Origin of the sequence: Cecembia calidifontis (assembly GCF_004216715.1) — a bacterium.
GTDB lineage: Bacteria > Bacteroidota > Bacteroidia > Cytophagales > Cyclobacteriaceae > Cecembia_A > Cecembia_A calidifontis.
The window spans coordinates 634,771-660,713 of record NZ_SGXG01000001.1 but is presented as its reverse complement, the minus strand read 5'-3'; the positions used below and the strand labels follow the sequence as shown (position 1 = coordinate 660,713).

The 25,943-nt window shown below is 40.3% G+C and carries 22 protein-coding genes; 4 read left to right on the top strand and 18 right to left on the bottom strand.

Going from position 1 to position 25,943, the window contains the following annotated elements; all coding sequences use genetic code 11:
* The first annotated feature begins 164 nt into the window (after window positions 1-164).
* Together BC751_RS02880 and BC751_RS02875 are read left to right on the top strand one after the other, a co-directional pair.
* Complete coding sequence (locus BC751_RS02880; RefSeq protein WP_130274237.1) at window positions 165-1,568, top strand: DUF4403 family protein; 1,404 nt, start codon at window positions 165-167, stop codon at window positions 1,566-1,568.
* An 83-nt stretch (window positions 1,569-1,651) separates the two neighbouring features.
* Window positions 1,652-2,254 (top strand): DUF2179 domain-containing protein, encoded by a 603-nt coding sequence (locus tag BC751_RS02875; RefSeq protein ID WP_130274236.1) that lies wholly within the window; start codon window positions 1,652-1,654, stop codon window positions 2,252-2,254.
* 163 nt (window positions 2,255-2,417) lie between these two features.
* On the opposite strand, the gene BC751_RS02870 is transcribed toward BC751_RS02875, so the two are convergent.
* The 5 genes from BC751_RS02870 to BC751_RS02850 form a co-directional block, all read right to left on the bottom strand.
* The gene (locus BC751_RS02870; protein ID WP_130274235.1) at window positions 2,418-4,211 is read right to left on the bottom strand and encodes an ABC transporter ATP-binding protein; all 1,794 of its coding nucleotides are present in this window, start codon (window positions 4,209-4,211) and stop codon (window positions 2,418-2,420) included.
* Between the two features lie 164 nt (window positions 4,212-4,375).
* Window positions 4,376-4,690 carry a DUF6787 family protein gene (locus tag BC751_RS02865; protein WP_130274234.1) on the bottom strand — a complete coding sequence of 105 codons (315 nt, stop codon included), beginning with the start codon at window positions 4,688-4,690 and terminating at the stop codon, window positions 4,376-4,378.
* 231 nt (window positions 4,691-4,921) lie between these two features.
* Window positions 4,922-6,655: a M14 family metallopeptidase gene (locus BC751_RS02860; protein WP_130274233.1), complete on the bottom strand. Its 1,734-nt coding sequence runs from the start codon at window positions 6,653-6,655 to the stop codon at window positions 4,922-4,924.
* 154 nt (window positions 6,656-6,809) lie between these two features.
* Window positions 6,810-7,466 (bottom strand): hypothetical protein, encoded by a 657-nt coding sequence (locus BC751_RS02855; RefSeq protein WP_130274232.1) that lies wholly within the window; start codon window positions 7,464-7,466, stop codon window positions 6,810-6,812.
* Window positions 7,467-7,629: 163 nt separating this feature from the next.
* The gene (locus BC751_RS02850; protein ID WP_130274231.1) at window positions 7,630-8,247 is read right to left on the bottom strand and encodes an imm11 family protein; all 618 of its coding nucleotides are present in this window, start codon (window positions 8,245-8,247) and stop codon (window positions 7,630-7,632) included.
* Between the two features lie 109 nt (window positions 8,248-8,356).
* Between BC751_RS02850 and BC751_RS02845 the strand changes: the two genes are divergently transcribed.
* A complete protein-coding gene (locus BC751_RS02845; RefSeq protein ID WP_130273814.1) occupies window positions 8,357-9,367 on the top strand; it encodes an IS30 family transposase in 1,011 nt (336 codons plus the stop codon).
* A gap of 113 nt (window positions 9,368-9,480) precedes the next feature.
* Here BC751_RS02845 and BC751_RS02840 read toward each other — a convergent pair whose 3' ends face one another.
* From BC751_RS02840 to BC751_RS02800, 9 genes are all read right to left on the bottom strand, one after another.
* On the bottom strand, window positions 9,481-9,957 hold the full coding sequence (locus BC751_RS02840) for a hypothetical protein (protein ID WP_130274230.1): 477 nt from the start codon (window positions 9,955-9,957) through the stop codon (window positions 9,481-9,483).
* A 205-nt stretch (window positions 9,958-10,162) separates the two neighbouring features.
* A complete protein-coding gene (locus BC751_RS02835; RefSeq protein ID WP_130274229.1) occupies window positions 10,163-10,624 on the bottom strand; it encodes a hypothetical protein in 462 nt (153 codons plus the stop codon).
* Window positions 10,625-10,631: 7 nt separating this feature from the next.
* Window positions 10,632-11,006, bottom strand: coding sequence for a hypothetical protein (locus tag BC751_RS02830; protein ID WP_130274228.1), 375 nt, complete (start codon window positions 11,004-11,006; stop codon window positions 10,632-10,634).
* A gap of 123 nt (window positions 11,007-11,129) precedes the next feature.
* Entirely contained in the window at window positions 11,130-11,777 is a 648-nt protein-coding gene (locus BC751_RS02825; RefSeq protein WP_130274227.1) for a hypothetical protein, read from the bottom strand.
* 106 nt (window positions 11,778-11,883) lie between these two features.
* The gene (locus tag BC751_RS02820; RefSeq protein WP_130274226.1) at window positions 11,884-12,456 is read right to left on the bottom strand and encodes a hypothetical protein; all 573 of its coding nucleotides are present in this window, start codon (window positions 12,454-12,456) and stop codon (window positions 11,884-11,886) included.
* On the bottom strand, window positions 12,419-13,963 hold the full coding sequence (locus tag BC751_RS02815; protein WP_130274225.1) for a hypothetical protein: 1,545 nt from the start codon (window positions 13,961-13,963) through the stop codon (window positions 12,419-12,421). The genes BC751_RS02820 and BC751_RS02815 overlap by 38 nt, the downstream gene beginning before the upstream one ends.
* A 615-nt stretch (window positions 13,964-14,578) precedes the next feature.
* Window positions 14,579-15,697, bottom strand: a complete 1,119-nt coding sequence (locus BC751_RS02810) for a Gfo/Idh/MocA family protein (protein ID WP_130274224.1) — start codon at window positions 15,695-15,697, stop codon at window positions 14,579-14,581.
* A gap of 23 nt (window positions 15,698-15,720) precedes the next feature.
* On the bottom strand, window positions 15,721-16,596 hold the full coding sequence (locus BC751_RS02805) for a sugar phosphate isomerase/epimerase family protein (protein WP_130274223.1): 876 nt from the start codon (window positions 16,594-16,596) through the stop codon (window positions 15,721-15,723).
* 10 nt (window positions 16,597-16,606) lie between these two features.
* Window positions 16,607-20,113, bottom strand: coding sequence for a PVC-type heme-binding CxxCH protein (locus BC751_RS02800; protein WP_130274222.1), 3,507 nt, complete (start codon window positions 20,111-20,113; stop codon window positions 16,607-16,609).
* 150 nt (window positions 20,114-20,263) lie between these two features.
* Here BC751_RS02800 and BC751_RS02795 point away from each other — a divergent pair, with 150 nt between their 5' ends.
* Complete coding sequence (locus BC751_RS02795; RefSeq protein WP_130274221.1) at window positions 20,264-21,139, top strand: AraC family transcriptional regulator; 876 nt, start codon at window positions 20,264-20,266, stop codon at window positions 21,137-21,139.
* A 484-nt stretch (window positions 21,140-21,623) separates the two neighbouring features.
* Here BC751_RS02795 and BC751_RS02790 read toward each other — a convergent pair whose 3' ends face one another.
* The 4 genes from BC751_RS02790 to BC751_RS02775 form a co-directional block, all read right to left on the bottom strand.
* Window positions 21,624-21,866 (bottom strand): hypothetical protein, encoded by a 243-nt coding sequence (locus BC751_RS02790; RefSeq protein ID WP_130274220.1) that lies wholly within the window; start codon window positions 21,864-21,866, stop codon window positions 21,624-21,626.
* A gap of 47 nt (window positions 21,867-21,913) precedes the next feature.
* On the bottom strand, window positions 21,914-22,321 hold the full coding sequence (locus BC751_RS02785; protein ID WP_130274219.1) for a hypothetical protein: 408 nt from the start codon (window positions 22,319-22,321) through the stop codon (window positions 21,914-21,916).
* A gap of 290 nt (window positions 22,322-22,611) precedes the next feature.
* Window positions 22,612-23,001 carry a hypothetical protein gene (locus tag BC751_RS02780; protein ID WP_130274218.1) on the bottom strand — a complete coding sequence of 130 codons (390 nt, stop codon included), beginning with the start codon at window positions 22,999-23,001 and terminating at the stop codon, window positions 22,612-22,614.
* A gap of 264 nt (window positions 23,002-23,265) precedes the next feature.
* Window positions 23,266-25,827: a M14 family metallopeptidase gene (locus BC751_RS02775; protein ID WP_423191592.1), complete on the bottom strand. Its 2,562-nt coding sequence runs from the start codon at window positions 25,825-25,827 to the stop codon at window positions 23,266-23,268.
* Window positions 25,828-25,943 lie beyond the last annotated feature (116 nt).

The following is a 25,943-nucleotide window of genomic DNA, read 5'->3' as shown; positions in this document are numbered from 1 at the left end:
ACTTTCAACAAAAAACACCTCTAAAACTTCATTAGAGGACTTTATTTTAAATTTCTTATTTTAGTCGGACGACAGTAGTTCTTAATACTTGTGAAAAGAAATAAATTTGGCCCGAAAATAGTTCCCTTTGGTAGAATCAAAAATGAATACCTAATTTTAATCCCATGAATTTCCCCATAAAATTCAGGTCTGCATTATTCATATTGCTGGTTTTGCTGGTTTCCTGCAAAAGTATTAAGCCTGAAAACCCACCCAGATCGCCCATTCAAGAGGTCCCTACTTCTTATTCCAGCATCAATATCCCTATCGTCATTCCCCTTGCTTATCTGGAGGACAACTTAAACAGACAATGGGGCAGTAATTTGTTTTCAGATAAGGGATTGTCTCTTGGAAGTGGCCTGTTTGCTGATCTCGATGTGAACAGAACGGGCAAAATTTCCCTGAAGGCTTTGGACAACAATAGCATTCAAGTCAAAATTCCAATGAACCTGAAAGGAGACCTGAAATTGGAAAGGAAAGTATTTGGGCAGGTGCTTTCTACAAGTCTACCATTCAATGAAAACCTGAGTCCTGAAATCAGTTTTATTCCTGAAATCGGGAAAAATTGGGAATTGAACATCCGAAATCTGAATATTGACAGTTGGGGAAGATCCATGAAATATAACCTTTTGGGTTTTGAAATCGATCTCGATCCCCTGATCAGAGGACAGCTACAGCGGGTAATGAACAACCAATTGGCCAGTTCGGGACTATTAAGGTTTGATTTCAAACATATGGCGGAACAGACTTGGAAGGCTTTTGCTGAACCTTATACCATCGAACAAAATGGTTTTCAGGTTCATTTTTATGCCAAACCCGAAAAATTAAGGGTAAAGCAGGTGATAAGTCCTGACCAACGGCTTATGCTTTTTCTTGGTTTGGAAGGGGAAATGTTCTCCACTATCGGCCAAAAGCCTGTTATCTTAAGAAGCCCTCTGCCTGAAATCAGTGTGAATGAAAATACAGAAAATGTTCTGGATATAGGGCTTCCGTTGGTTTTCAGGTACAAGGATCTTGATGCTTACCTCAATCAGTCTCTGGAAGGACAGCAGATTCGTCTGGACAAGAAGACCGTACTGATTCCTTCTAATCTCCAATCCAGTCAATATGGGGACAAAACCCTTTTGGGAATTGATTTTAATGCCATCAGGAAAGGTAAAAATGAAGTCAAAGGGAAAATGTATTTTGCAGGAAAGCCCAAGTTTGATCAATCCAGCAAGCAGCTGAAATTTGAAGATGTCCTGTTCGATGTACAAACGGCAAATCTTCCTGCCAAAATCGGTATCCGGTCCAAAAGAAGGAAAATCCAAAATCAGATACAGAAGCTTGCGGTCATTCCTTTGGGTAAATTTTTGGAACAGGCAGAGAATGAACTCCAGAACCAGGGTTACCTTGATACAGACTTTGCTTCTATGCGGGTTATTAGGCCTACAGTTCAGGTGGAGGGAATATATAGCACTGCTGAGGATGTCAGGATTTATGTCCGCTCCCGTGGAAAAATGGATGTCCGCTTAAAGGATCTTAAATAATGTGACAAAAAATACCAAACTATGTTTGGTTTAAAATAGGGAATGGTTTTTGTGTCAGTTAAATTTGTAACAAAATTGTAAATATGCAGGAGTATTTTCTGAACCTGGGAATCCCCAAGGAAGTCTTTGATTACCTGATCATGCCATTATTGATTTTCATGGCAAGGGTCATGGATGTGTCTATCAATACCTTGAGGATTATGTTTGTGTTGAACGGAAAGAAAAATATTGCTCCGATCCTTGGCTTTTTTGAAGCCATGATATGGTTATTGGCCATTGGACAGATTTTCCAGAATATCAATAATCCCATGTCCTATGTGGGATATGCAGGAGGTTTTGCCATGGGAACCTTTGTAGGGATGACCATAGAGGAAAAATTGGCACTGGGCCGTGTACTGGTCAGGGTAATCACCCCAACCCCTATGCCAGAATTGATAGACTACATGAAGGAAAAAAACTTTCGCTTTACCAATGTTGGAGCGGAAGGTAGATATGGAAAAGTGAATCTCCTCTTTACAGTCATGAAAAGGGAAGACCTGAAGGAATACATTGAAACGGTAAAAACCTTAAATGATAAGGCCTTTTACACCATAGAAAGTGTCAAAAGGGTTTCTGAGGATGACCTGAATGTCATGGAAGACCGCCCCAGGTTTACAACCAAAGTTTGGTCAAGGTTAAGAAAATAGGGACTAATTAATAAATGCCTGCCAAGTTCTAGTTAAATGAAAATTGATCCTTCTGATTAGATCAAAAAAGCCATCCATTAGTAGAAGTTTATACTGTTATTTACAAAATAAAAAACCATACCAAGTAGCTGGTATGGTTTTTAGTTTCCGGTGACTATATTCATTAGGAGTCTGCGAACTGTAGTTTTACCAGATTGGCATAATAACCCTCATGTTGCCTGGCCAACTCCTCGTGGGTACCTTCTTCTACAATCCGGCCTTCATTGAGTACATAAATTCGGTCCACTTTTCTGATGGTTGCCAATCGGTGTGCAATGATAATGGTGGTTCTGTTTTTCATCAGTTCATCCAAAGCTTCCTGTACCAATGCCTCTGATTCAGCATCTAAAGAAGAAGTAGCCTCATCCAAAATCAGGATGGCTGGATCTTTTAGAATGGCCCTGGCTATTGCTACCCTTTGACGCTGTCCTCCAGATAATTTGATCCCTCTTTCGCCGACTTTGGTTTCCAGTCCTTCAGGAAACTTCGAGATGAACTGCCATGCATTGGCTTTTTTGGCAGCTTCGATGATCTCTTCCTCTGTGGCATCGGGCTTGGCATAGGCAATGTTTTCTTTGATACTTCCTCCAAACAAAAGAACTTCCTGTGGTACGATACCTATATTTGATCTTAATTGCTTCAGATTCCAGTTTTTAAGGTCTTTGCCATCTACTGCCACAGTTCCTGAAGAAACCGGATAAAATTTCAAAAGAAGCTGAATGATGGTGGACTTCCCTGCTCCGCTATGACCGGCCAAAGCTACTTTTTCTCCCGGGCTGATGGTGAATGACACTCCTTTCAATACTTCAATTTCCGGACGGGTAGGATAACTGAACCTTACCTGATCGAATTGGATATGTCCATTTACAGGCACCTGTTGGTAATCTGCTGTGGATACTTCCGGTGCTTCATCCAGGATCTCCAATACCCTTTCTGAAGAACCAATGGCTTTTTGGATCTGACTGTAAATGTCACCCAATCCGGCAATAGAACCTCCGATAAAGGTGGTGTAAAGGACAAAAGAAACCAAGTCCCCTACACTCATTACTCCTTGGGCCACCAAGCTGGCACCATACCACATGACAGCAACGATCCCCCCAAAAAGGGCAAAAATGATAAAGGAAATAAAAGCACCTCTGAAACTTGCGGCCTTGAGGGCAACTTTTACCACTTTGTTCAGGCCCTTGGAATACCTGCTGGATTCATATTCCTCGCCGGCAAAGGATTTCACCGTCATGATGGAATGCAGGGTTTCCTCTACGATGACATTGGCAGCAGCCAGTTCATCCTGGGTCTGTTTGGACAGCTTCCGGATAAACTTTCCAAATACCATCGCAAAAATGATCAGTACAGGGAAAGTGGCCAGCATGAACAAGGTGAGTTTTGGAGTCGTGACCATCAGGAAAACCACACCTGCAAGAAGGGTGATGATCTGCCTGAAGAGTTCTGCCAAAGTAGTGGAGAAAGTATCCTGAAGTAAACTCACATCTGCTGTGATACGGCTGATCAATTCTCCGGTTCTTCTTTTGTCAAAGAAGGTCATGGGTAACTGTACCAATTTGCTGTACAGCGCCACCCTGATGTCCCGCATACTTTGCTCTGATACTTTGGCAAACAACCAGACCCTGAAAAACGAAAAAATACTCTGAATCAGGAGTATGCCCAAAAGCATCAGGGCGATCAGGTTGATGTCATCCGTCAGCCAAGTCTGTCCCGATGCAGTATCAATGAGTTTGCCTGCAACAAATGGAAAAGTCAGCAAGGTAAGGCTGGAAAAAAACAGGAAGAGCATGCCGAAAATAAAGGGAACCTTGTAGGGCAGCATGAAGCGGAAGATACCTCCCAACTTTTCCAAGTTCTTTTTATTCAGTTTGCGCTTTTCATGCGCCTCCAGGGCATTGCCTCTCTTTTTTGCCATGTACTTGCTTTATTCAAAAGTAATCAATCCGCAAATTTAAGGATTCGGATGGGTTTTATGGATTTTTGACCGAATTTCATGTGCAAAGTCTGAACCTAAAGCCAGAAGAAAAGTTTGATGGAGCCTTGGTTTTTCAAAAAATGCCTCAGAAATCGACATTTACTTTATTTTCTGCCACTTATTCTTTTCAGGAATTGAACTTCCTTTTCCCAAAAAAAACGGAACTGACCAAATACAAATCCCCACATCAATAGGATGATTTGGTAGAGAGGAAGTACAAGCAAAAGGTAGAGGATGGTTTTCCAAAAGCCGCCCCTTTCCATACTCACCCCAAGAAAATCAAAAATCGGTTTTTTGATAAATAAAATGGTAAATCCTGTCAATGCAAAAACAATCAACACCAATACTACCTGGAAAAGACTGTTGAGTTTCCATTTGGCTTGAAGTTTTTGGAGGAAATTCGTTTTTGGCGAGGTCATTTTCTGTGCTTTACCCCACAAAAGTAAAGAATATAATGAGAATAAACCCAGTTTTGAAGACTTGGGGTAGGTTAAGAACCAAGTCAAAAGCGGGAGCTTTGGCAAGTTGGGATATTGGTGCCCATGAATGACATATCTATTTTTATTACAAAGATATACACTGAGAAGTGACAGAGAGACACAGGGATTTTTTTATCATAAATTGCACCAATTTTCCAATGAAATTGGCAATCACTGCTCTATCCTAAAAACAGGATAGCGGTTATGCTCTTTTTCTTTCCAGGGACTTCTTTCATATACCCAGCGTAATTGTGCAGGACCGCTTTTGGCCAATTCGGGATCACTGGCTTTGGCCTTTTCCAGTTCCTGTCTGATTTCCGGATTTTGGCTAAGAAAGGCTGCCGCCAGATCTTCAAATACATAGGCAGAGTATCCTTCTTTGGCCTGAAGGATGGTATCAAAGAAATTCCAGGCAAAAAAACTGTCCTCTCCCTGCGGCTCCAATACTTCCATAATATAGCGGTTGTTCTCCTGGTTCATGGGTACCAGGATATCTCCTGGACGGAAGCGCATGAGTGCCTGAGATTTTTCCACTTGCACATTGCTGTGAAGGTAATGCCCCTCAAAAGGCCTTTGGGCGGTTTGAAAATCGGCGATATGGTACACAGTTACCGGTAGCAGGGTATCTGATTTTAAGGGCTCTAAAGTAATCGCATTTCTTTGGAGATTTTCCAAAACATGGAACCACCCTTGGGGAATGATGTAGGCTTTGGGTTTGGGGATGCTGATTCCGGCTTGGTAAGTGTCATAGAATTTCACCTCTTTGGTAAAGGGTTTGGTCCTGTCGTAATATAGCCTGGGATGGCCCGAAACCTCTGATGGTTTTTGCCCTGACTCGAATCCCATGTATTCTATCAATTTGAATTTTTCCCTGTCCAAGGTATGGTTCAGGTCAAATTGTCTCTGGCTTTTTTTGGCTTCTCTATCGGTCTGAACCAGGGCTACAATCTTTGCAGCATCCTGTTCAGCAATTTCCATAAAAGTCTGGAATAAAGCATAAGTGGATAAGACCCTTTGATCATAAGGTTTGAGCATATGGGTCTCAGGCATAAAGCTCAGGGTACCGAACAGTGCAGCATATCCACTGCTATAGCGGCCGGAGTCTTTGAACTGTGACCATCCGTCTTCCGGTTTGCCGCCCCAAGCATTGACATAGGGCACCATGGGAAAACCCTTGGCTTTCATGCCTTCATACAACTTGGGATTCAGTTCATTTTCCAGGTATTCTCCGGTTTTTCCTCCCAGTCTGTTGTGTTGGGTGGAAATCAGGGTCATCACATGTTGGTAATCGGCCCCGTTGCTGACATGGGTGTCAATAAATATTTGAGGTTTGAGCCAGTTGAAAATCAGTTGAAAGGATCTGGAATTTTTGGTATCTGCCTTGATAAAATCCCGGTTAAGGTCATAATTTCTGGCATTGCCCCGGAAACCGTATGCTTCCGGACCATTTTGATTTACCCTGGAAAAACTGCCCCTGTTCAAATGCCCTCCAATATTGTAAACAGGTATTATGGCCAAGGCCAGGTCATTCGGTACCCTTTGTTTCCCTAACAGGATGTCCCTCAAAAACATCATGGATGCATCGATCCCATCAGGTTCCCCGGGGTGGATGCCATTGTTGATGAACACCACCAAGCGTCCGGTTTCATGCCATTTTTTGGGGTCGAATATTTTTTCCCGGTCATAGAGGACCACATGTAGGGGAAGGCCGGAATCTGTTGTGCCCATTTCAACCATCCTAACTTCCTCAAAGTCCTTTGCCAAGGTTCCGAAATATTGAATGACATCATTATATACCGGTGTTTCCTTTCCATTGGAAGTTTCAAAAAGGGTAGGGTACTGGTTTTGAGCCGATATTTGGCAGGAATATAAAATGGCTATAATAGAAAGCAGGGATTTTTTCATGCCTGAATTTGTACAAAAACATTGATTTAAACCAGAAAAAAACTTCAAAGACTATTGTTTAGAATCTTCTTCAACTCAATAAATGATTTGTGATTAATTTGATTTTTATCGAGCATAAGTAAATTCCTCCAAGCCTTTGCTTGGAGGAATTTACTTATGGAATAGAAAAGAAATAAACCTTATATGGCTTACCATTTACCCAGGTAATATCCAACCTTCCCTTTATTTGAGGGGGATTGTTTTTTTCGGATAAGGCCCATAAAAATGTATAATCTATTGTTTCTACAGAATCTAAGGCAGCTAAATCTACTGTTTCTGAAATGCCATAAAGATTTCTGAAAGTATAAGAACCTGGAAAGGTTTTCTTATATAATGAAATGTCCAGATCGTTTAATAATGTAGTATCTAACCCAACCTTTATCTTTTGCATATCATCGACCTGTATAGATATATTATTGTTTGATTGTTTTGCAAACAACAAAGATTTATCTTGATTTGTATAATCTTGATAATTAACGGATTGCCTATTTTTTTGAAGATGGAGTAATTTTTCCACCCCTTCTTTTTGGAATTCAATTAGGTTTAATCCTTGAATGGTAATCAACATTTGATCAACCCCCTCAACGACTTCCTCCATAACAAGATCAGTTCCGATCCAGGCAGGAGGTGATTCTGTGTTGATACCATACTTGGAAGCAAATAAGGGATTTTCAAGCCCTATGGTGTCTTTCTTTACAATTTCTGGAATCATGACTTCATCTGTTTTTCTTTCTGCTTCACGGCAGTGAGAAAGCAATAAAATGATGTACATGAAAGCACACCTGTTAATTATTAAAGTCATGTTTCATAGTTCCTTTTTTCTTCGTCAAAAATCGTCATGGATAAAATCAATATCTTTGTCAAAACCCTTATTTCTATCAATTAACATTATTCCAGTTTAATTCTTATTGTTTGTATATGATAATTTGGTTTTTTTAATTTTTTAATATCGCATTTACCCCAATTTCTATTTCAGCCAAATTCTGGAACACCAGGTTCTTCATTTGGCGTTCGGTTAAGATATCTTTGGCTTTTTGAGTAACTATAATTCCCCAATGTTTCTCTGGAAGGAAAAAGTCGCTACCATCCCAATTTTCCATTCCAGGGTGTAACCCTTTATAGTATTTACTTAGTGGTCCATTAGGCACTAATCTTTTTTCTATAATTTCACTTTTTTTATAATTTATTGAACCGCTTCTTCCCACAATGGAAAAACCATGATACACTTCCTGAATCTTTTCCCCTTTGTTATCAACAATTTCAACTGGAAAACTTTTCCAACCTGTGAGATTGTTTTCTTCCAAAAGTTTCTTCATCCGATCTGAAATCAAATATAAAATTCCCCAACCAGTACCTATTAAATCACAATGATTTTTGCCGGAGACATGTTTAAAAACAATTGGAAATGTGAATGATTCGTACTGTCCTTCTAATAATTTCATCGCATCAGTTTTGCCCTTATCATCAATTTCAGCAGTTAAGCTTATGGAATTAACTGTAAATGAATTACTTGAAAATTTACTTCCTAAATAATAAAGCATATTAATATTCATAATCTTTTAGCCAATTTCCTATATTCAAGTCATAAATGCAACACTAAGGGTTTAAGGGAAGGAACCTAGGTTCCTTCCCTTAGGCTGAAAATATTAATTTAGTGTTGTCATGAATAAATTTAAACATCTCAGCCAGGAACAAAGGTACCAAATAGAGGCTTTATTTAGAAACGGAACTTCCCAGACCAAAATCGCTGCGATTATCGGTGTCAACAAAAGTACTGTATCCAGAGAACTTCAAAGAAATACCGGCAAGAGGGGCCGTTATAGCGGTGAATATAAGGCTGCAGTTGCCCAGAACCGTACAGACGAAAGACATAGACTCAAGAGAAAGCGAATCAAATTTACCGAGTCCCTTAAAGAAGAGGCCCGCAAATTCCTTGTTGTTGACAAATTGAGCCCAGAGCTAATATCGGTCACCTGGAAGAAACAAGGTAAAGAAGGGGTTTGTCATGAGACACTCTACAACTGGATATTTACTGCCAAAAAAAGTAGCCATTGGAGATACCGAAGGGACAGGGAGCTTTACAAGAATCTCCGGCATGGTAAAAGAAAGCGTAAGAGAGGTAATTACAGGCATACCAGAGGAATTATCAGGGAGAGAGTTCCAATTGACCAAAGGCCTCCTGTAGTTGAAAAAAGACAAAGGATAGGAGATATTGAAGTAGACCTTATGATGGGGAAAAACCACAAATCAGCTCTTTTGGTACTGGTGGACAGGGCAACCTTGGTTACTACCATAGAGAAACTTGATGGTAAAAATGCAGATATCATTGAACAGAAAATAGCAAAGAGAATACAGAGAATTGGTGCTTCGTTCTTCAAATCAATCACTTTCGATAATGATATGGCATTCGCAAACCATTATAAAATCAGAGATAAATTCAATATCCCAACATTCTTTACAAGACCATACACTTCACAGGATAAAGGAACAGTGGAAAACAGAATCGGACTTATCAGGGCTTTCCTGCCAAAGGGTACTGACCTCAATCAAATCTCTCGGGAACAGATCCAAAATATAGAAACCAAAATCAATAACAGGCCAATAAGAAAGTTTAATTATCTTAGTCCTATCGAATGTCTAATGAAAAAATTAGGCGTTGCATTTATGACTTGAATATAGGCAAATAAAAATTAAGTTGAGTTTACAGAGCGCCCAGCTAGAAAGATTCATCCATCATCAACCGAAGTTTAAGGTAAAGTCGAAAGAAGTTAATTGTAGATTAGTTTTTACTCTTGAGCTCCAGTATGAATTGCTACCTGATAAGCTTTTACCTGAAAGCCATAGCAGAAGCGGTCTCTGTGCATGAGCTCATCTTCAAAAACCATCAAATAGATATTTTTGTCTCCTTCGGAACTTAAATTGGCCCAATCTTGATAGCTCAAGTTTTTGTCCCAAATCACTTTAAATTTATCCAATTCTAATAACTTAAAGTGCCGTATAATATGATCTTTTATCGGTAAATGAGCGAGGTAAAGAAAATAACTTGGATGACTGAATTTATCTCGATATACTCTGATTTCTTCTTTTTTGGTATCCTTAGGAGTAGCATATTCACTTTGTTTTATTGAAAACTCTGTATTATCCTTAAATCTTTCAACAACTATGATTACGGTATCCTTTTCAGAATAAATGGAATCACCTTTTGCTTTTTCTAAAGAGAAAAGCAGGATAAAAGGAAGAACTGTATTTACGTAATTTAGCATTTAGTTACAGTTTTTATTTCCTAAATCTCTTATTGCCATTTTAGCATCCTTTACCATTTAAAGTGGAAAGTTAAAGGCTGGATAAATGCTAGGTAAAAGGGGAATTTTTAAGTCTGATTTTCATCAAAAACATTGATTTAGCCCAGTAAACTCTCTTTTTCCTCTGTAAACAAAAGAGTTTTTATACATTATTTCACCCTTTAATTCAAATCGCTCCATCAGCCCGTACAGCTACCTCCAAAGCCTTAAAACGATGATCGAGTATAAATCTGTTTTTTGTCATGTAATCTTCTTGAAATATCATGTAATACTTGTAAGAAGCTACATTTTGCTCTAATTCCACAAAATCACCGAAAGTTAATTGATCTACAAATAATACAGTTGAATAAAGTAAGTCTGATTGGCTTGTATATATTTCCTCATGTTTGTAATCCGGATGGTTATTTTTTGAGGGAATATGAAAAACCTGAGCTGATATATTTGGGATATCAAATGTTATGATAGCTCCGTAAAGGATTGTTTTGTGTTCCGCATAACTTACCTTAGAATTTGGAACATTTGATCGAGGTATTACTAAAAATATCCTTTCTTCCGGGCTGGATTGTTGAGAACTAGCACTGTTTACAAATAAACAGAAACTTAGAATCCATAAACAGAGGTATTTCATGATTTTTTCAATTACAGTTTTTCAATCCCATTTGTGACAGTCTTTTTGCCTCTTCGTATTTTTGAAAAGGGCTTTTAAGGGGTGGATTTACTTTGACATTTTTCATAATCTGAAATGACAAAGTACCAGTTAATCCCTCCCAAGCAAGTGATTTATAAAAGCTTTTTGGGATTCCGTTGGGATAAACATCCTTCAATTCATTGGCAAAGGCTGTATAATCTAATTTTTTATGAATATCGGCAAGAATATCAGCCATTACATCCAAATATCTGTCTGCCATCAGGTTATGGTGGTGATCAGCCGTTCCCATGTACGTTTTCACATATTGGTCGAAAGTATCCCGGAATAATATGTTACCGGAGGACGGCATGTTTGTTTTCACAGCTCTATAAAATTCAGCATGGAACATTTCATGGATCATAGTTCTGGCTTCTTCTAATGCAGATCCTGATTTTATATTTGCTGAAATAGCTGAGAGACTACATTCTTCACCCAGCAGAGGAAATCAATCCACAAATATCACAAATAATGTAATTTTGCATATCCATTCCCATTTTCCAGATTCGTTCTTTTTTAAATAAAATATTGATTCTTCCAATGAATCTTCATAATAAATTAAAGCTTTATTGTCAAAAATGAATGGCGCAGATATCTTGGGCATTATCCCTTTATTATTTTTTTTATAAAGTTTGATACCACTGTTTTCGATAAATTTTTTTTCAATTAATGAAGGGACTGTTTGATTATTAATATGAAACCTAAGATTTTCACGAAAATCTTTTTTAGTAAGCTCTTTGATTATTTTTTGTTTATCATTTTCATCTTCAAAAATGCAGAAGTAAAGTTCCTCATTCAGCCAATTTTGATTAATATTTGAAGCCCAATTTTTATTTGTGGATGTTTGATGAAAGAGATTTATTTCACTTGTGAAGAAATCATTTAGTAATTTATACTGCTCTTCATTAAGCTTCCTTTCATTTTTAGATTGCCATCCAACGAATAAAAAGATAATCAATAGATAAATTACCGTATGAGTATTTCTATTATAGACATTTTTTACTTTTTGCTTCCCTGTTTCCATCGCTTTCATTTTTAATGATGCTTTCAATTCTGTTTCTATCACTTGAATTGGGTATAAAATCATAGAAATCATAGCTGTTTTTTTCTTTAAGCAGTCAAAGATCTAGGTTAGATTAGTTTTTACTCTTGCGCTCCAGTATGAACTGCTACCTGATTAATTGTAATCAATTAATGTATTTTTAGCTTTTCATTTTGTAATCGGGGAAAGATAACAACAAGAATAATTCACATTTTAATCTCCAGTTTCCTTCTTCTAATTCATAAAGATTGATTGCATCTGAAACCATTTCATTATTTATAAAATATTTTTTTCTAATGAAAATCCAATTATTGAATCTGTATGGTAGTGAAATCTGGTAATATTGAGACTTTTTATTCGGTTTTTTGATGATTTTAATTTTATTTGATTCAATTTTTAGCTTATCCCATTCCACTTTTTTCACAAATTTCTGTTCTGAAGAAGATGTCTCAGGAGCTATGTTTTTAAAAAATATTGGAAGATTATTTATCAAACAAGGGCCTTTTATTAAGGAGTTAACAAAAACACTGTCAGATATAGAGTGGATCCAAGAATTATCTTGGTCAATTTTTTGGAGCAAGGAAAAGTCTTCCGAGTTTATAAATAACTGATTTAAGATTTGATGTGCTTTATTTAATTCAACTTGTGCAAAAGTTTTAAGAGAAATTAAATTTAACCAAATGCAAAACGTAAGCTTAATTACATTTAATGCCTTTTGCTGTAGATTTTCCATCTTGTTCATTTCTAATTATGTTAATTATTTGATTCCTTTCATTTTCATCTGGTACCAAGTCAATAAAACCATCAACTGGAAAGTTTGAGTTATCTTTAAATAAACCACCAAATGCCAATGTCCTGTAATATGGATCACCTAAATGGCCTTGTCCATCACCAAATAAAGTGTCCCATTTTTTTAGTGAAAATGCTATCATATCAACGTAACCGACCATAAATTCATGATGCGCTCGGTTTGGGGAAGTATATTTAGTGGAAAAATTATTTATGAAATATGATGAAAATGCCAAATTATTTGAGTTTAACTCATGGATAATATATGCATGAACCATTTCATGGATTATTGTTCTTGCTATAGAAAGGCGGGTTGCCTTGGATAAATAGGTGTCAGATAATGTAATTACTATTTCAATTGTCCCATTATCTCTATTAAAGAAACCAGGCGATGTTTCTGCATTTTTTCCTTCTAATGGTCCATTTTGAATAAACATATCGAACTTTTTAGAATCTTCGAATAATCTATAGATTTCTTCTGCAAAACTGAACTCGGAAAGAGGATTTTCGTTTCCAATAAACATAGGTGAATTCGTTCCTCTTTTTATAGATAGGAATATTTCACTTGCACAGGGGTTTTTTAATTGATTAATTATTTTAGGGGCGATTATTGAAGGCGGAGCATAATTGATTTCTCCGGATACACCACCCCATCCGCCCCCATAAGGATCGTAATCATAGCGCGGGATTGGGGTGCCGTTGGTGTCTAAATCATTATAAAGTGTCCCTCCGCTGCATACCATATGGACCTCGGTTTCATCACGGTAAGAGATTTCCGAGCCATTTCCGGCTGTTACGATTGTCACAACGGTATAAATACTGACCACGTGCCTACAGGTAGTATCTAAATTTTCCCCCTGTAGTGTGGATTTTCTTTTTCTTGCATCAGGCTGATATCCTTCAGGATGTTTGGTGGCGATGAGCTGGCCGTCCTCGATGATAAATCCTACAAAATAACGCTCATCATAAGTCCAGATATCTACGGTTCCCGACCAGCCCGCTCCGATTTTATTGTAAGAAATCTCCTCAAACCTGGAAACGGAGTACTCATCAGCCGGGTAATATCTGGCTATAACCGGATCAAACCTGCCGTTTTGTTTGTTCTCTACAAATAAAATGTTTTGGATAACGGTTTTGGAAGGGTCGGCATCCGGCAGATTATCGGTAAACTGGCTGTTGAGGACGATTTCTTTGTTGGCCAGATTGACCTCGTACACCTGTTTTCCGTCTGGCCATTGATAGATGTGGAATTTGCTCCAGTCGGGCTCCTTCTCAAAAAAAGGAAGAATCAGCTCTTTGCTGTCCTGCCTCTGGTTTAGGCCTGAATCTTTGATTCTCAGATCCTGCTTATTTTCCTCAAACCAGTTTCTGACCTGGGACAAGTGGTCTATATTTGGGGCCTTAATATCCTGAATCTGATCTGACTCTTCCAGGCAAGAAAATAAAAGCATTGAAAAAAGTCCGATGATTAAAAAGCGGCTAAGGTTGTTAAGAACCTTTAATGAATCTAATGAATATGGGGGGGGGTAAATTTAGGTTGTTGCATATTAAAATAGTTTGTTGATAAAAGAATTAGGTTTAATATAAATGACTTAGTTTAAAAAGTCAAATTTTAAACAAATAAAAATTATTTGAGTTTACAGAGCGCCCAGCTAGAAAGATTCATCCATCATCAACCGAAGTTTAATGTAAATTCCAAGGATCTAAATGTAAATTGGTATACTATGATGTTGTTCGGAATTTTCCATACAAACATAGTCCACAAAGAAGGACTTTTATAATCAAACCGTCAAGGCCGGAATTTACCTCTATTGTCATTTCCTATATGTGACTATTCCTCAAACGGGACAAGTTGTGGCCAATGTTTTTTCAACTTAAACCCACCTTTCATTTAGAATAGAATCATAGAATTCATAGCTATGGTTTTATTTTTTTACCCTTTCATTTTTTTAGGGTCTTGTCTGGTGTCAAAAAAATCTGCACTGATTGGTTTTTTCCAAAACACTTATGCTGGAATAAGAAAAAACCCTCCAGGTGTTTAGAAAACTTGGAGGGTTTAGGGAAGATCAGGACTTCTTCAAGGTAAACTCCGGCAGGTACATGATCTTGCCTCCTGCCATGGCAGATTCATGGGCCAAAATACCCACGCAGGTGATATTGGCCGATTGCCTCGCATCTGGATAAGGTGCCCTTCCTTCGTGCAATGCAGTCAAAAACTCATGCACCAAATGCGGATGGGATCCCCCGTGACCCGCTCCCTGAATAAAGGAAAGGTGCTGGTTGTCATTGGAATCATAAACCCCCTTGGTCGTGAAAGGAGCGATTTCATCCGGCAAAAGATGGGCATAATCCGGAACCTTTACCCTTTCAGGTACCTCTCCGGTGTGGATGACCGGCTCTTCATGTTCAATCAGCGTCCATTCAAAGGATTTTTTGGAACCATAGACGTCAAAACTTTCTCGGTACTGTCTGGCAGTATTGAAGAGTGAACGGGTCACCTCTGCGGCCAGGTCAGAATCTTTGAATTTGATATGGCAGGTCTCTATCGCAAATGGGGAACCATATTTAGGGATCAGGTTTTCATCAATCCTGCCCGAACCCAAACAGGACACGTATTCTGCCTGTGCATTGGGCAGTGCCAATACAGGACCTACACAATGGGTAGCATAATGCATAGGGGGCAAACCCTCCCAATATCCCGGCCATCCGGCCATTTCCTGCTGGTGACTCGCCCTGAGGAACTGAATCCTTCCCAGTTCGCCATTTTCGTACATTTCCTTTACAAAAAGAAATTCACGGGAATAAATCACCGTCTCCATCATCATATAGGTCAAACCTGTCTCTTCGCAGGCCTCTACAATCTGACGGCACTCTTCTACTGTAGTAGCCATAGGCACCGTACAGGCCACATGTTTTCCGGCTCTTAGTGCTTTGAGGGATTGCTCAGCATGTGCCTGAATAGGAGTGTTGATATGTACGGCATCGATATTCGGGTCTTTGAGCAATTCATCGTAATCTGTATAACGAACCTCCACTCCAAAAGCATCCCCGATTTCATTCAGCTTTTCTTCATTTCTTTGGCAAATGGCATACATATTGGCCAAAGGATGTCTTTGATAAATCGGAATAAACTCTGCCCCGAAACCGAGGCCTATGATGGCGACATTGATTTTCTTTTGACTCATATAATTTGGGTTTTAATGATTGACTAATGTGTAAAAAACCTGTCTCTGGCCCAATCCTTCAGAAAAGCCAAGCCCTGCTCTGCAAAATAATCCTGACTTGGTGCAAGCGGTTTCCAGATACAGACTGCCCCTGCGAGTTCCTGAACATTGGGGGTAAAACTCTCAATGGAGACACAACCTCTGTATCCCACGGCTTCCAGCCCTTTTTTAAAACTGTCCCAATGGGTCTGTCCTGTACCCGGGATCCCCCTATGGTTTTCGGATACCTGCACATGGATCAGTTTTTTGCCTGCCAATAGAACGGCCTCTTCCATGCTTCTTTCTTCTATGCTCAGATGAAAGCCGTCCAAAAGGACTTTTGCCCGGGGATGGTTGATGTCATCGATCAGCTGCATCAGTTCTTTGGTATTGTTGATGAGGTCGGTTTCAAACCTGTTCAGGGATTCCAAAGCAATATCCTGGCCCCATCCTGCTGCCATTTCACAGACTTTGTATAGGTTATTGACAGCCCTTTCCCATTCTGTTTTCTTTTGTGCTTCGGAGACCAACCTCGCCTTGCCCACAGCAGAATACATAGGTCCGGCGACGAAATCCGCTCCCAATTCTGCTGCTGTTTTAAAACAGGACTGAAGGTAGTCAAAACAAATCTGATGGTATTTGGGGTCATCATGTGTCAGGTCCCGGCTCGGTCCGAATGCCCCGCAGATAATGGGTTTAAGCCCATTATCCAGCAAGGCGGATTTAACATCGGCAATATGAATGAGTGCAGGATCTTCAACAGGGATTTCCACTGCATCAAAGCCCATGGCCTTGATTTTGGGGAATAGGGCTACCGTATCTTTGTTGAATGGAGAAGTCCAAAGCCAGGTACTTACGCCAAAACTTACTTGTAAAGCCATAATGATTTTTTTATTCAACGATCATTTTTCCGTTCATCATTCTCCAGTGTCCCGGTACAGTGCACACAAAAGGATACTCGCCGGGCTTGCTTGGGGCGATGAACATCAGGCTTTCCATATTGTCAGGATCTACGAGCTTGGATGCAATGATGATTTCAGGAATATCCGGAATATAGTTTTTCTCTATGCCTTTTGGATCCCTTGCCATTTCATCAGCGGCCTTACCTACTTTCTCCAAGGACCCAATCTGTGCTACCAAAAGGTTGTGCTGCATGAAGTCTTTGTTTTCAAAATCAATGATAACCGCTTGGCCTGCTTTTACCTTGAAACTTGTTACATCATATTTCATTTCATGCGGGATGACACCAATTTTCACAACTTTGGCGTTTTCTCGTGAAATGCTCGGCTGACCTTTTTCGATGGCAGCTGCCATTAAACTGCTCATGTCAAATGCAGGATTTTTGAAACTGACATAGCTTTCTCTTCCCATTCGGCCTCTCAACCAGGACGGGGCATCATAGTCACCGACCTGGTTTTCTCCTCTCCCATCATTGCCTACGCGTACATTACCTGGATTTAGGCTTACTGTAAATAGACCCGGAGTCTGTGCCTTGCCGATTAATTTATTGTCAATAAATAATTGCATCTCCCCGCTTTCCAATAAGTTGGCATATACCGTGAAGAAGTTATCAGGTACTCCCCCTTTAGGAGTGGATATTTTGTATGCTTTACCGTCTCTTTTTACTACCCAGTTCAGCACATCATCCAATACATACAAGGAATACCCATTGGTTTTGTTGCCCTGGGCTACGATTACACCGATGAGTCCATCATTCCCTTTTGCCAGCTCCGCACGGATATGGATTTCCTTTCCTTTGGCATCAGGAGGGAATGGAATGGACGACCTGCGGTCAAGCTTATATTCCTCTTCCACAATGCTTTTGGCAATACGGTCCGTGAGCGTCATCAGACTATCGGCTTTGTCCTTAGGCATCAGGTTGGCCAGATTGCTTTCAAAGTAATTGGGATTGTTCAACACCCCTGCAAAAATGATCTGGGAGATATAAACATCTTTGCCGTTTACTTCATCCTGACTTGCCTTGAAGAAGAATTCTCCGAGTTCAGGATTGTCTTGGATCAAGGCTATTTTCTGGAAAGCTGATTTCCTGACATTCAGGTCAGGGTCCTGGTCTAGTCTGGCTGTAGTGATGGCCTTGAAGCTGTCCAAATTACGCGGCAGCACCTCTATGGCATTCCTCCTCACACCGGCAGAAGGGTGATTCAGGGCTTTGGTGACCACTTGAAGGCTGTTTTTATCAGATCCGTCCAAAAGCCCCAGGCCATGCAAGGCCCAAAGGGCGTGGATGGCAGGGGTATTGAGTCCCAGTTCATCCGTTTTTCTGTCATTTATCAATTTATACAGGTCACTGACGATGCCTGTATTCTTATTTTCCACAATCAACCTTTGGGCCGTCAATCGCCAGAACATGTTGTCGGATTTCAATCCTGCAATCAGGTCTTTGTTCTTGGCAGGGTCTATGGACATGGTTTTGTAATTGTCATTGCCCTTATAGACCAAGCGGTAAATCCTACCGTGTTTGGCATCCCGCATAGGATTGATGTAAGCATTTCCGGCACCGTTTTCAAATCCTCTGGGTGTAGGATTGTGCTGAATGATGAAATTGTACCAATCGGCTATCCATAGCGCCCCATCAGGGCCTACTTCTGCATGGACCGGCGAAAACCACTCGTCTGAACTGGCGAGGATATTGAAGCCGTTTTTCTCTTTAAAGCCAGAACCGTCCTTTTCAATGATAGCATTGTGCAGGACGCGGCCTGTGGGTTCCGCGACGAAAGCGATCCGGTTCCAGTATTTTTTAGGGAAATTTCTTGCAGTGTAAAAATTATGTCCGGCAGCTGCGGTATAACCGCCATGATAGTCCACCTGTCTTAATGCCGGGGTTAGGTGCGGCATGTCATAGTGACTGTCTATGCCAAAAACCGTATTGGTAAAACCTCCGCTAATCGGCCTGCGGACAAAATCATTGCTCATGGCCAGGTAAGCACTGTGCTGACCATTGGCGGTAGATATGAAGACATTGAAATCTTCTGAGAAGCCTAAGCCCCAGGTATTGTTACTGGTAGAACCCAGGTATTCAAAATCTGATATATCCGGAGCGAAGCGGTAAACCCCTTGGGAAAAGTTGTATTTTTTGCCGGCAATTTCTCCTGTGAAACCGGAATAACCCAGTACCCCCCAGATTTTGTTGTCAAAACCATATTTCAGATTCGATGGTCCCGCATGGGTATCGCTTTTACCCCAACCTGTCATGACTACCTCCCTGACATCTGCTTTTCCGTCTCCATTGGTGTCTTTCAGGAAAACAAAATCAGGGGCCATGGAAATGAGGATACCCCCATTGATCGCCATGATGCTGGTAGGGATATTCAGACCTTCTGCAAAAACAGTGATCTTATCTGCTTTACCATCTCCATCGGTGTCTTCCAAAATTTTGATCCTGTCATTTCCTCCCACATCCCTTACTTCGTTAGGATAATCTTCGGTTTCAATTACATAAAGCCTTCCCTTTTCATCCCAGCACATTGCCATTGGATTGACAATGTCTGGCTCGGAGGCAAAAAGCTGTAATTCAAATCCCACAGGAACCTGTACCAGTTTCATGGATTCCTCAGGACTGAGTGGGAACTGATATTTTGGTGGAGGCACCCTATTTTCATAATTGGGGATAACGGCCTCTTCAAATCTTGGCTGTGGAATTTCGAATGAGGCAACTTGGGCCGCCACTTTTTCCCCAATGGCCCATAATACACCATTGGCCACCAGCGTATGGAATTCAGGTCTGCTCCAAGTCCGTTCATCATGTCCGTAAGCTGTATAGAATACCCTTCCATTCCCCTGGTTTCTTACCCAGGTCCACGGTTCTCTGTGTCCGTTTTCCTCCCTTTCCATCAATACCGTCATGTCAGGATTGAGCATGGTATGGAGGTAAGTTTCATCCCAGGTCTCAAATACACTCACGCCCTTCATTATAGGGTGATCCGGTGCAATGATATCCACTGTAAATTCACCGGTGCCGTGGGACTTGAACTGTCCTCCTACAGCGGCCACATACCAGTCTGAGTTCCTGAAACAAAATGAAGCAGAGTGCAGAGGGATGAAGCCCTTGCCACTTTCAACATATTTCTTCAAAGCCGCTTCCTGTGCAGGTGTTATTTCATCATGATTGGCATAGATCATAATGCCGTCGTACATGTTGAGGTTTTCCAGATTCAGGTCATTGGGGTCTGAAGTGTAAGTGAGGTTGATGCCCTTTGGGAAAAGTGCCCTTGCCAGGATGGGCATCAGCTTTTCTGAATCGTGGTGTTTGCTGTCATGTCCCAGAAACAAAATTTCTGCTCTTCTAGGGCCGTCGTGCAAAGGATTGAAACTGCTTTTGCTTTGGCAGGAAATTAATAATGCCAGGATCAGGTAGGTGAAAATGCGCTGTATTTTCATGAATATGGATTTTGGGTATTGTTCGCTTTATTGGGAAGATAAATTTTATTAAAAAAATATTTAGCTTCTCACTGTTTTTTGTCCTATAATGACTGTTTTTTGATCAAATATTTGAGATTGAATTATTTTTTTGGCATTATTAAGGAAGTTATGAAGCAGGCCTTAGAAAAATCAAGGATTCCGGCCAACAAAGCCTTTGTGGTAAAGGAACTCATCGCACCTTTTTTTGACAATCACTGGCATTTCCATCAGGAATACCAGTTGTTTTTGGTGTTGGAGGGAAGGGGAACAAGGTTTATTGGGGATCAAATGAAACCATTTCGCGAGTATGATATGGTATTTACTGGTCCTAATCTCCCCCATTTATGGAGGAATGATGCGGCCTATTTTGACAAGGAAAGTCATTTAAAAACCCATGGCATTGTGGTGTATTTTGGAGAGGATTTATTGGGTTCGGCTGTCCATGAAAAAGAGGAACTGGAATTGATAAAAACACTTTTTCATAAATCCTTGCGTGGCTTGGAAATTACAGGTGAAACTAATTTGATACTGAGGTCAAAGTTGAAGGAACTGGTTTCCAAGTCAGGTTTTGAAAGTTTTCTTTTGCTTCTTGACATTTTAAGAACAATAGCCACTTCCTATGATTGTGCCCCTATTGCCCAGGCAGGGTATATCAACAATAATAAGGAGTCGGAGAAAGACAGGATGCGGAAAGTGTATGAATATGTCACGGAAAATTTCCAGAAAAAAATCCAGTTACATGAGGTGGCCAGCCTGGCCAATATGACCGAAAGTGCTTTTAGCCGTTATTTCAAGTCAAGGATGAACAAACCTTTTTCTGAATTTCTTTCCGATGTGAGAATCAGCCATGCATGCAAACTGCTGCATGAAGCGGACATCAATGTCAGTCAGGTTTGCTATGACAGTGGGTTCAATACCTTGTCCAATTTCAACAAGCAGTTTAAAGAAAGGATGGGTGTCAGTCCTTTGGTGTACAGAAGGGATTACCAGAGGACTTTGGAATGATAGTTTGAGAAGTGGGATGTTTAAAGTGGGATTTCGGAAGTGGATGTCGGAGGTTTTCCCGTTTCTCGGAATTTGTAATTTCGAGAAGCGATACCGCGGATTTTTAATCCGCAAGGAAAGTGGAGAACAAGGGATTAAAAATTCCAAACAGCCAAGTTTCGTTTTTTACCACATAGATACATAGTTCATATAGTCTGCTTCGCGGAATTTAAGAGGCAGGGTGGATAATATTTGATCTTTTTATACCGAAAGGTTGTGCCTCTGTCACAATTTTTCCTTGGTCAATCCCATGGGGATTACCCATCGGTAGAAAAATAAGCGTTCGAGACCAATCCAATAATCCCATAGGGATTGCCTATTTGTCCTCTCTGTTCCATGAAAGTTAAAATTTTGATAAGCTATAACAGGTATTTTTAATCCCCTCTTCCCATAATTTTATTGAAATCAGGATTGCAAATTCCGAACAGTGGAAACAGCCCGGGTTTTATTCTATGACTCTTGCATAACGCACAGGCATAGGTGGGGCACAGTTTGCCGAAGATCTTGGAATCAGAACATCATTACAGCCCAGAAATGTAAGTACCAAGACGGTATTGTTTTCTTCTAAAGAAAATTCAGCAATTTCATCAGGAATTATCCATTCCAGTTGTTCTTTGAGTAAATTTGTCTGACTAGGCGGGTTTGAAGCATCCTCTGCAATAAAACTCCTGATGTCAGGTAATATCAATCTTTCCTCTCTTTTTGAGAAATTTCCTTTTGAATAACCTATAATTCCTAATCAAACTTATATTCGGATTTTAGGAGTTCGACGGTGAAAGTCATCGGGCCTGAACTAAGGATCTTCCATTCTTCATTGATGGTTCCTCCCCAAAAACGCATTTCCAATTTCAGCACCTCATCCTGCCATTTCCACTTTCCATCAAAATCAGCTGTCACTATAGGAGGGGTCCCACAAAACCCCGAATTTGACCTGTTGATCAATTTACCATTTTTTTCAAAAACATAACCATAGGTGTTTTTAGGAAGGGTATTGGTAGCTTTGAGCGTAAAACCATTTTCCTGCCTGGCATCTATAGTCCATGCACCAAGGGGAAGCTCCCCTTCCTCAAGGGAAATCATTTCATTTTCCACACAGGAATGGAGGATTAGAACCAGGGATAGTGAGAGTAAAAGCTTTTTCATAAAAATTGAGTTTGGTTTTCTGTAGACGAGGACTGAGTAACTTTTGTCTCAAGATGATCGTGTTTTTTTAGACCCTCTTCTCGAGATCGAGAATTTCTAAAGGGGATAAAGGGGGGGGTTAATCCCCTTTACCAAGGTTTGGGATTCTCAATCCCAAACAAACTTTTAGCATTTGAAGAATGTGAAGCTGTAATAAATGTGGGAGATATCAACAACAATATGATATCGGAAACTTTTTCCAATTGAATTTGAAAACTTTTGAAATGAATGGAAAGCAGTAGGAATATTTTCTAATTGTATCTTTCCAACAGCATTCTCTTGAGTTCCTGAGGGCTAACCGTATAATAAATTTTTTCGGTTTTGTAAATGATATCTTCAGGGTCTACCAAAAAAACCACATAGTTCCATAAATCAATGTCATGAACAAAGCTTTTATCTGAAGCAAGAAATTGGGGTGCCCTAAACCCAGCTCCAAATGGCCCAGATGTTGCAGTTCTTTTATTAAAAAAATACACTAAAATTTCTCCTTTTTCCTGATTGTTGATGGTCATGCTTGGATCTCCCAAATGAAGAGTTAATATTTCTTTGGTAGTCCCCAAGTAAGGCTTTGTTCTGGTGAGATCATAGTTACATGAAATAGTGATAACGAATACTATTAATATTAACAATGCCTTTTTCATAACGTATTTCATTAGTTTCTAGGGAATAATATACGTAAAAAAAATTATTGTTATCTAGCATGGTAAAGAATCAAAAACCCCCTTTATCAAAGTTCGGGAATCCGAACTCCGATTGACCTGCATGCTTAAAAGACTCCCTTCAGCGAAAATCCTGCCTAAACAATGCAAAAAATGCACCGATTAATTTTTTAATGAACAAAAATTGCAAAAGCTATTCATCGGGAAACTCCTCCAAGGGTCTTGAACCCTTGGAGGAATTCAATATCAATCTGCCGTACCGGGCTTAATAGTCTGTCCAAAGAATACCGCATTAAGGAACAATTTATTGGTTCCGAGCCAGGTTGCCCTGAAATTTGGATTGTCCACCAAAGCGATTACCCTACCGCTGCCCAATCTTTTGACCTGAACCACTGCTGTGTTTTTGATCTTTTCCAGGTTTTCAGGATGGACATAGCCACTTGCTAGGGGCTTGTCTGTGTACACCATGGGATTAGCATACGGATTTTTGGCTGGCATTAGGAATTGATTGGAATTCCTAAAAGTATAAATGGCCCCTTTGTCATAGCCATATCCCAATGGATGGGTAATGTCTAAGTTGGCATGGAAAATAGTGCCACTGGTCATTCTCACTCCCGTGTTTTTGGTAAAGTCCGCATAAGGCTGGGCTGGCTTTTTCTCTTCTGCTTCTTTATCTTCTTTGAATTCGAGTTTGACCAATTCCTGTTTGTTGAGCCAAGTTAGGGCATTGCCTCTTGCGATCAAGGTGCCTCCTGCCGAAGTCCAGGATTTGATTTTTTCTGCTTCTTCTTTACCAAAGGTATTGTAAGGCCCATTGGGCATGACGATGACATTGTAGCGGCTAAGATCTGTAGCGCTCAGGCGTTCTGTTGGTAAGAGGGTAATGGGTACATCCATGCGCTGATCCATTAAGTGCCAGATTTCTCCAGCCTCCAAACTTACCACGCCTGTGCCTACTAAAAGTGCCATTTCCGGCTTTTTCAATACATCGATCTCCGGTGAGCCCAAATTTATTCCCCCGGTATATCCTGAGGGGATGGCATGGATGGTCAATCCTGTTTCTTTGGCGATTTTTTCCAGTTCATTATCCAGGTCTTTGGCGGTTTTTTCTTTTGGATCTCTTGGCATGCTGACCAAAATGCTGCCACGCTGAAGAACGGTTTTATCTGCCAGGGTAATAGGTTCATGGCTTACCCTTACCAAGTAACCTTTTTGCATCAGTTCATAAGCTGCTTTTGGGGCATAATAGCCTTCCCAACCAAAACCATAAGCATAGGCTTCTTTTTCTCCCTTGACAGTACCGGCCGGCAAGGAGAAGTTTTTATCCAATGGACTCACATTGGCCAGGTTGAGGATTCTGCTGCTGAGTGCCATGTAATCCAGGTTGAATGCCATCGGCATGGTCCAGGCAGATACATCATAAAAAAGGCTGTCCCTGAATTCATTTCTGGTTTCAAAGAATGCCTTGATCAGTCTATATTGGGGCTGGTTTAAGGGGACTATATAGGAATTGCCTTTGGCAAAAGGAACACCATTGACGGTAATGTCTTCATTCAGAGCAAAAATATCAATGGCGTGTTGTTTGATCATTTCTGCCAAGTGGTAACTTCTGGCCCCATCTGTCTTTGAGCCAAATATAAAGGCCTTGTCCGTGTCCGCATTTGCCTCCTGAATTGCAGTTTTATAGAAATTGTGCATGGATTGATTGATTTCCTTACGCATTTCTTTGGCTGCTTCAAAGGAACTGATACTTACCCTGAACTGGTTCCTGACTGTAAAAGCAAAAGTCAATGGGCCATAGTTGCTTTCCTGTAAATGTCCACGGGAAGATGCCTGTTCAAAAAGAATCCCAATGGAACCTTGGATATCCGGGTAGGTGGAACCATAACCAAAATAGTATTCGTCGAAGCTTTCTTTCGCGTAATATAAGGACCCGATCTCCTCCATGGCTTTCACATGGTACTGTGCGATTTTTTCAGTCAGTTCGACAGTCTTTTTTGGAATCAAGGGATGGTCTCTGCTCGGTATGCCCGGTTGGAAAAAGAAGGTGGCATTGCTACCCATTTCATGATAATCCAAATAGATATTCGGCAGCCATTCCTGGAATTTCTTTACCCTGTTCTGTGATTCGGGATGCTGTACCAATAGCCAATCCCGATTTAGATCAAACCAATAGTGGTTGCCTCTTCCCCCGGGCCATGCCTCTGATAATTCCCTGGTATTGGGATCACCGTTCAGGTTGAAGGAGCGATGGGAATTGACCCAGGTGGAATAGCGGCTGTAGCCGTCAGGATTTAGGGAAGGGTCTATAAGTAAAATAATGTTTTTTAGGTCATCGGCAATTTCATTGGCGGCGGTGAAATGGTAAGCTGCCAAAAGAGAAGAATTGATGCCGCTTGCTTCATTTCCATGCACTGAATATCCTGCCTGCAAAACCAAAGGCATGTTATCAAAATTCAAGCTGGCATTAGGATCTTTCAATTTTTGCCTTTCAGCTTTGATTTCATCGATTTTTTGAAGGTTATCCGGATGGGTAATGGTCAATAAAACCTGAGGTCTTTTTTCATAAGAATAACCAAATACTTCAAAGCTTACCCTTGGAGAACTTGCTGCCAGTTTTTCAAAATAGCGGATCAATTGCTCATAATCCACATTCCATTCTCCTACTTCAAAACCCAATACATCTTTGGGTTTTGGGATCTTGGCATCATAAGTAAAGCCATCGGGCAGGTAATAATCCAATGGGATTTCGGCGGTTCCTTTTGGGCCTTTTTGGGCAGTAACCTGCAAGGCTATTAAGGATATCATTACAAATAAAAATGGAATCTTTGGCATGTTGGCTGAATTATGGTTTGAAGCTTGGATATTTCTTAAAAATCGGAAACAAGTAGTTTTCTACCAATACCCTTGGTGTAAAATTCGTA

Bases quoted from the DNA above. Each gene is read 5' to 3' on its own strand.
- BC751_RS02845 (WP_130273814.1), top strand. From the start codon at position 8,357: ATGAATAAATTTAAACATCTCAGCCAGGAACAAAGGTACCAAATAGAG.
- BC751_RS02805 (WP_130274223.1), bottom strand. From the start codon at position 16,596: ATGGCTTTACAAGTAAGTTTTGGCGTAAGTACCTGGCTTTGGACTTCT.
- BC751_RS02850 (WP_130274231.1), bottom strand. From the start codon at position 8,247: ATGAATATTAATATGCTTTATTATTTAGGAAGTAAATTTTCAAGTAAT.
- BC751_RS02820 (WP_130274226.1), bottom strand. From the start codon at position 12,456: ATGGAAAATCTACAGCAAAAGGCATTAAATGTAATTAAGCTTACGTTT.
- BC751_RS02780 (WP_130274218.1), bottom strand. From the start codon at position 23,001: ATGAAAAAGGCATTGTTAATATTAATAGTATTCGTTATCACTATTTCA.
- BC751_RS02825 (WP_130274227.1), bottom strand. From the start codon at position 11,777: ATGATTTCTATGATTTTATACCCAATTCAAGTGATAGAAACAGAATTG.
- BC751_RS02840 (WP_130274230.1), bottom strand. From the start codon at position 9,957: ATGCTAAATTACGTAAATACAGTTCTTCCTTTTATCCTGCTTTTCTCT.
- BC751_RS02875 (WP_130274236.1), top strand. From the start codon at position 1,652: ATGCAGGAGTATTTTCTGAACCTGGGAATCCCCAAGGAAGTCTTTGAT.
- BC751_RS02835 (WP_130274229.1), bottom strand. From the start codon at position 10,624: ATGAAATACCTCTGTTTATGGATTCTAAGTTTCTGTTTATTTGTAAAC.
- BC751_RS02810 (WP_130274224.1), bottom strand. From the start codon at position 15,697: ATGAGTCAAAAGAAAATCAATGTCGCCATCATAGGCCTCGGTTTCGGG.
- BC751_RS02800 (WP_130274222.1), bottom strand. From the start codon at position 20,113: ATGAAAATACAGCGCATTTTCACCTACCTGATCCTGGCATTATTAATT.
- BC751_RS02860 (WP_130274233.1), bottom strand. From the start codon at position 6,655: ATGAAAAAATCCCTGCTTTCTATTATAGCCATTTTATATTCCTGCCAA.
- BC751_RS02855 (WP_130274232.1), bottom strand. From the start codon at position 7,466: ATGTACATCATTTTATTGCTTTCTCACTGCCGTGAAGCAGAAAGAAAA.
- BC751_RS02785 (WP_130274219.1), bottom strand. From the start codon at position 22,321: ATGAAAAAGCTTTTACTCTCACTATCCCTGGTTCTAATCCTCCATTCC.
- BC751_RS02815 (WP_130274225.1), bottom strand. From the start codon at position 13,963: ATGCTTTTATTTTCTTGCCTGGAAGAGTCAGATCAGATTCAGGATATT.
- BC751_RS02795 (WP_130274221.1), top strand. From the start codon at position 20,264: ATGAAGCAGGCCTTAGAAAAATCAAGGATTCCGGCCAACAAAGCCTTT.
- BC751_RS02870 (WP_130274235.1), bottom strand. From the start codon at position 4,211: ATGGCAAAAAAGAGAGGCAATGCCCTGGAGGCGCATGAAAAGCGCAAA.
- BC751_RS02880 (WP_130274237.1), top strand. From the start codon at position 165: ATGAATTTCCCCATAAAATTCAGGTCTGCATTATTCATATTGCTGGTT.
- BC751_RS02865 (WP_130274234.1), bottom strand. From the start codon at position 4,690: ATGACCTCGCCAAAAACGAATTTCCTCCAAAAACTTCAAGCCAAATGG.
- BC751_RS02775 (WP_423191592.1), bottom strand. From the start codon at position 25,827: ATGATATCCTTAATAGCCTTGCAGGTTACTGCCCAAAAAGGCCCAAAA.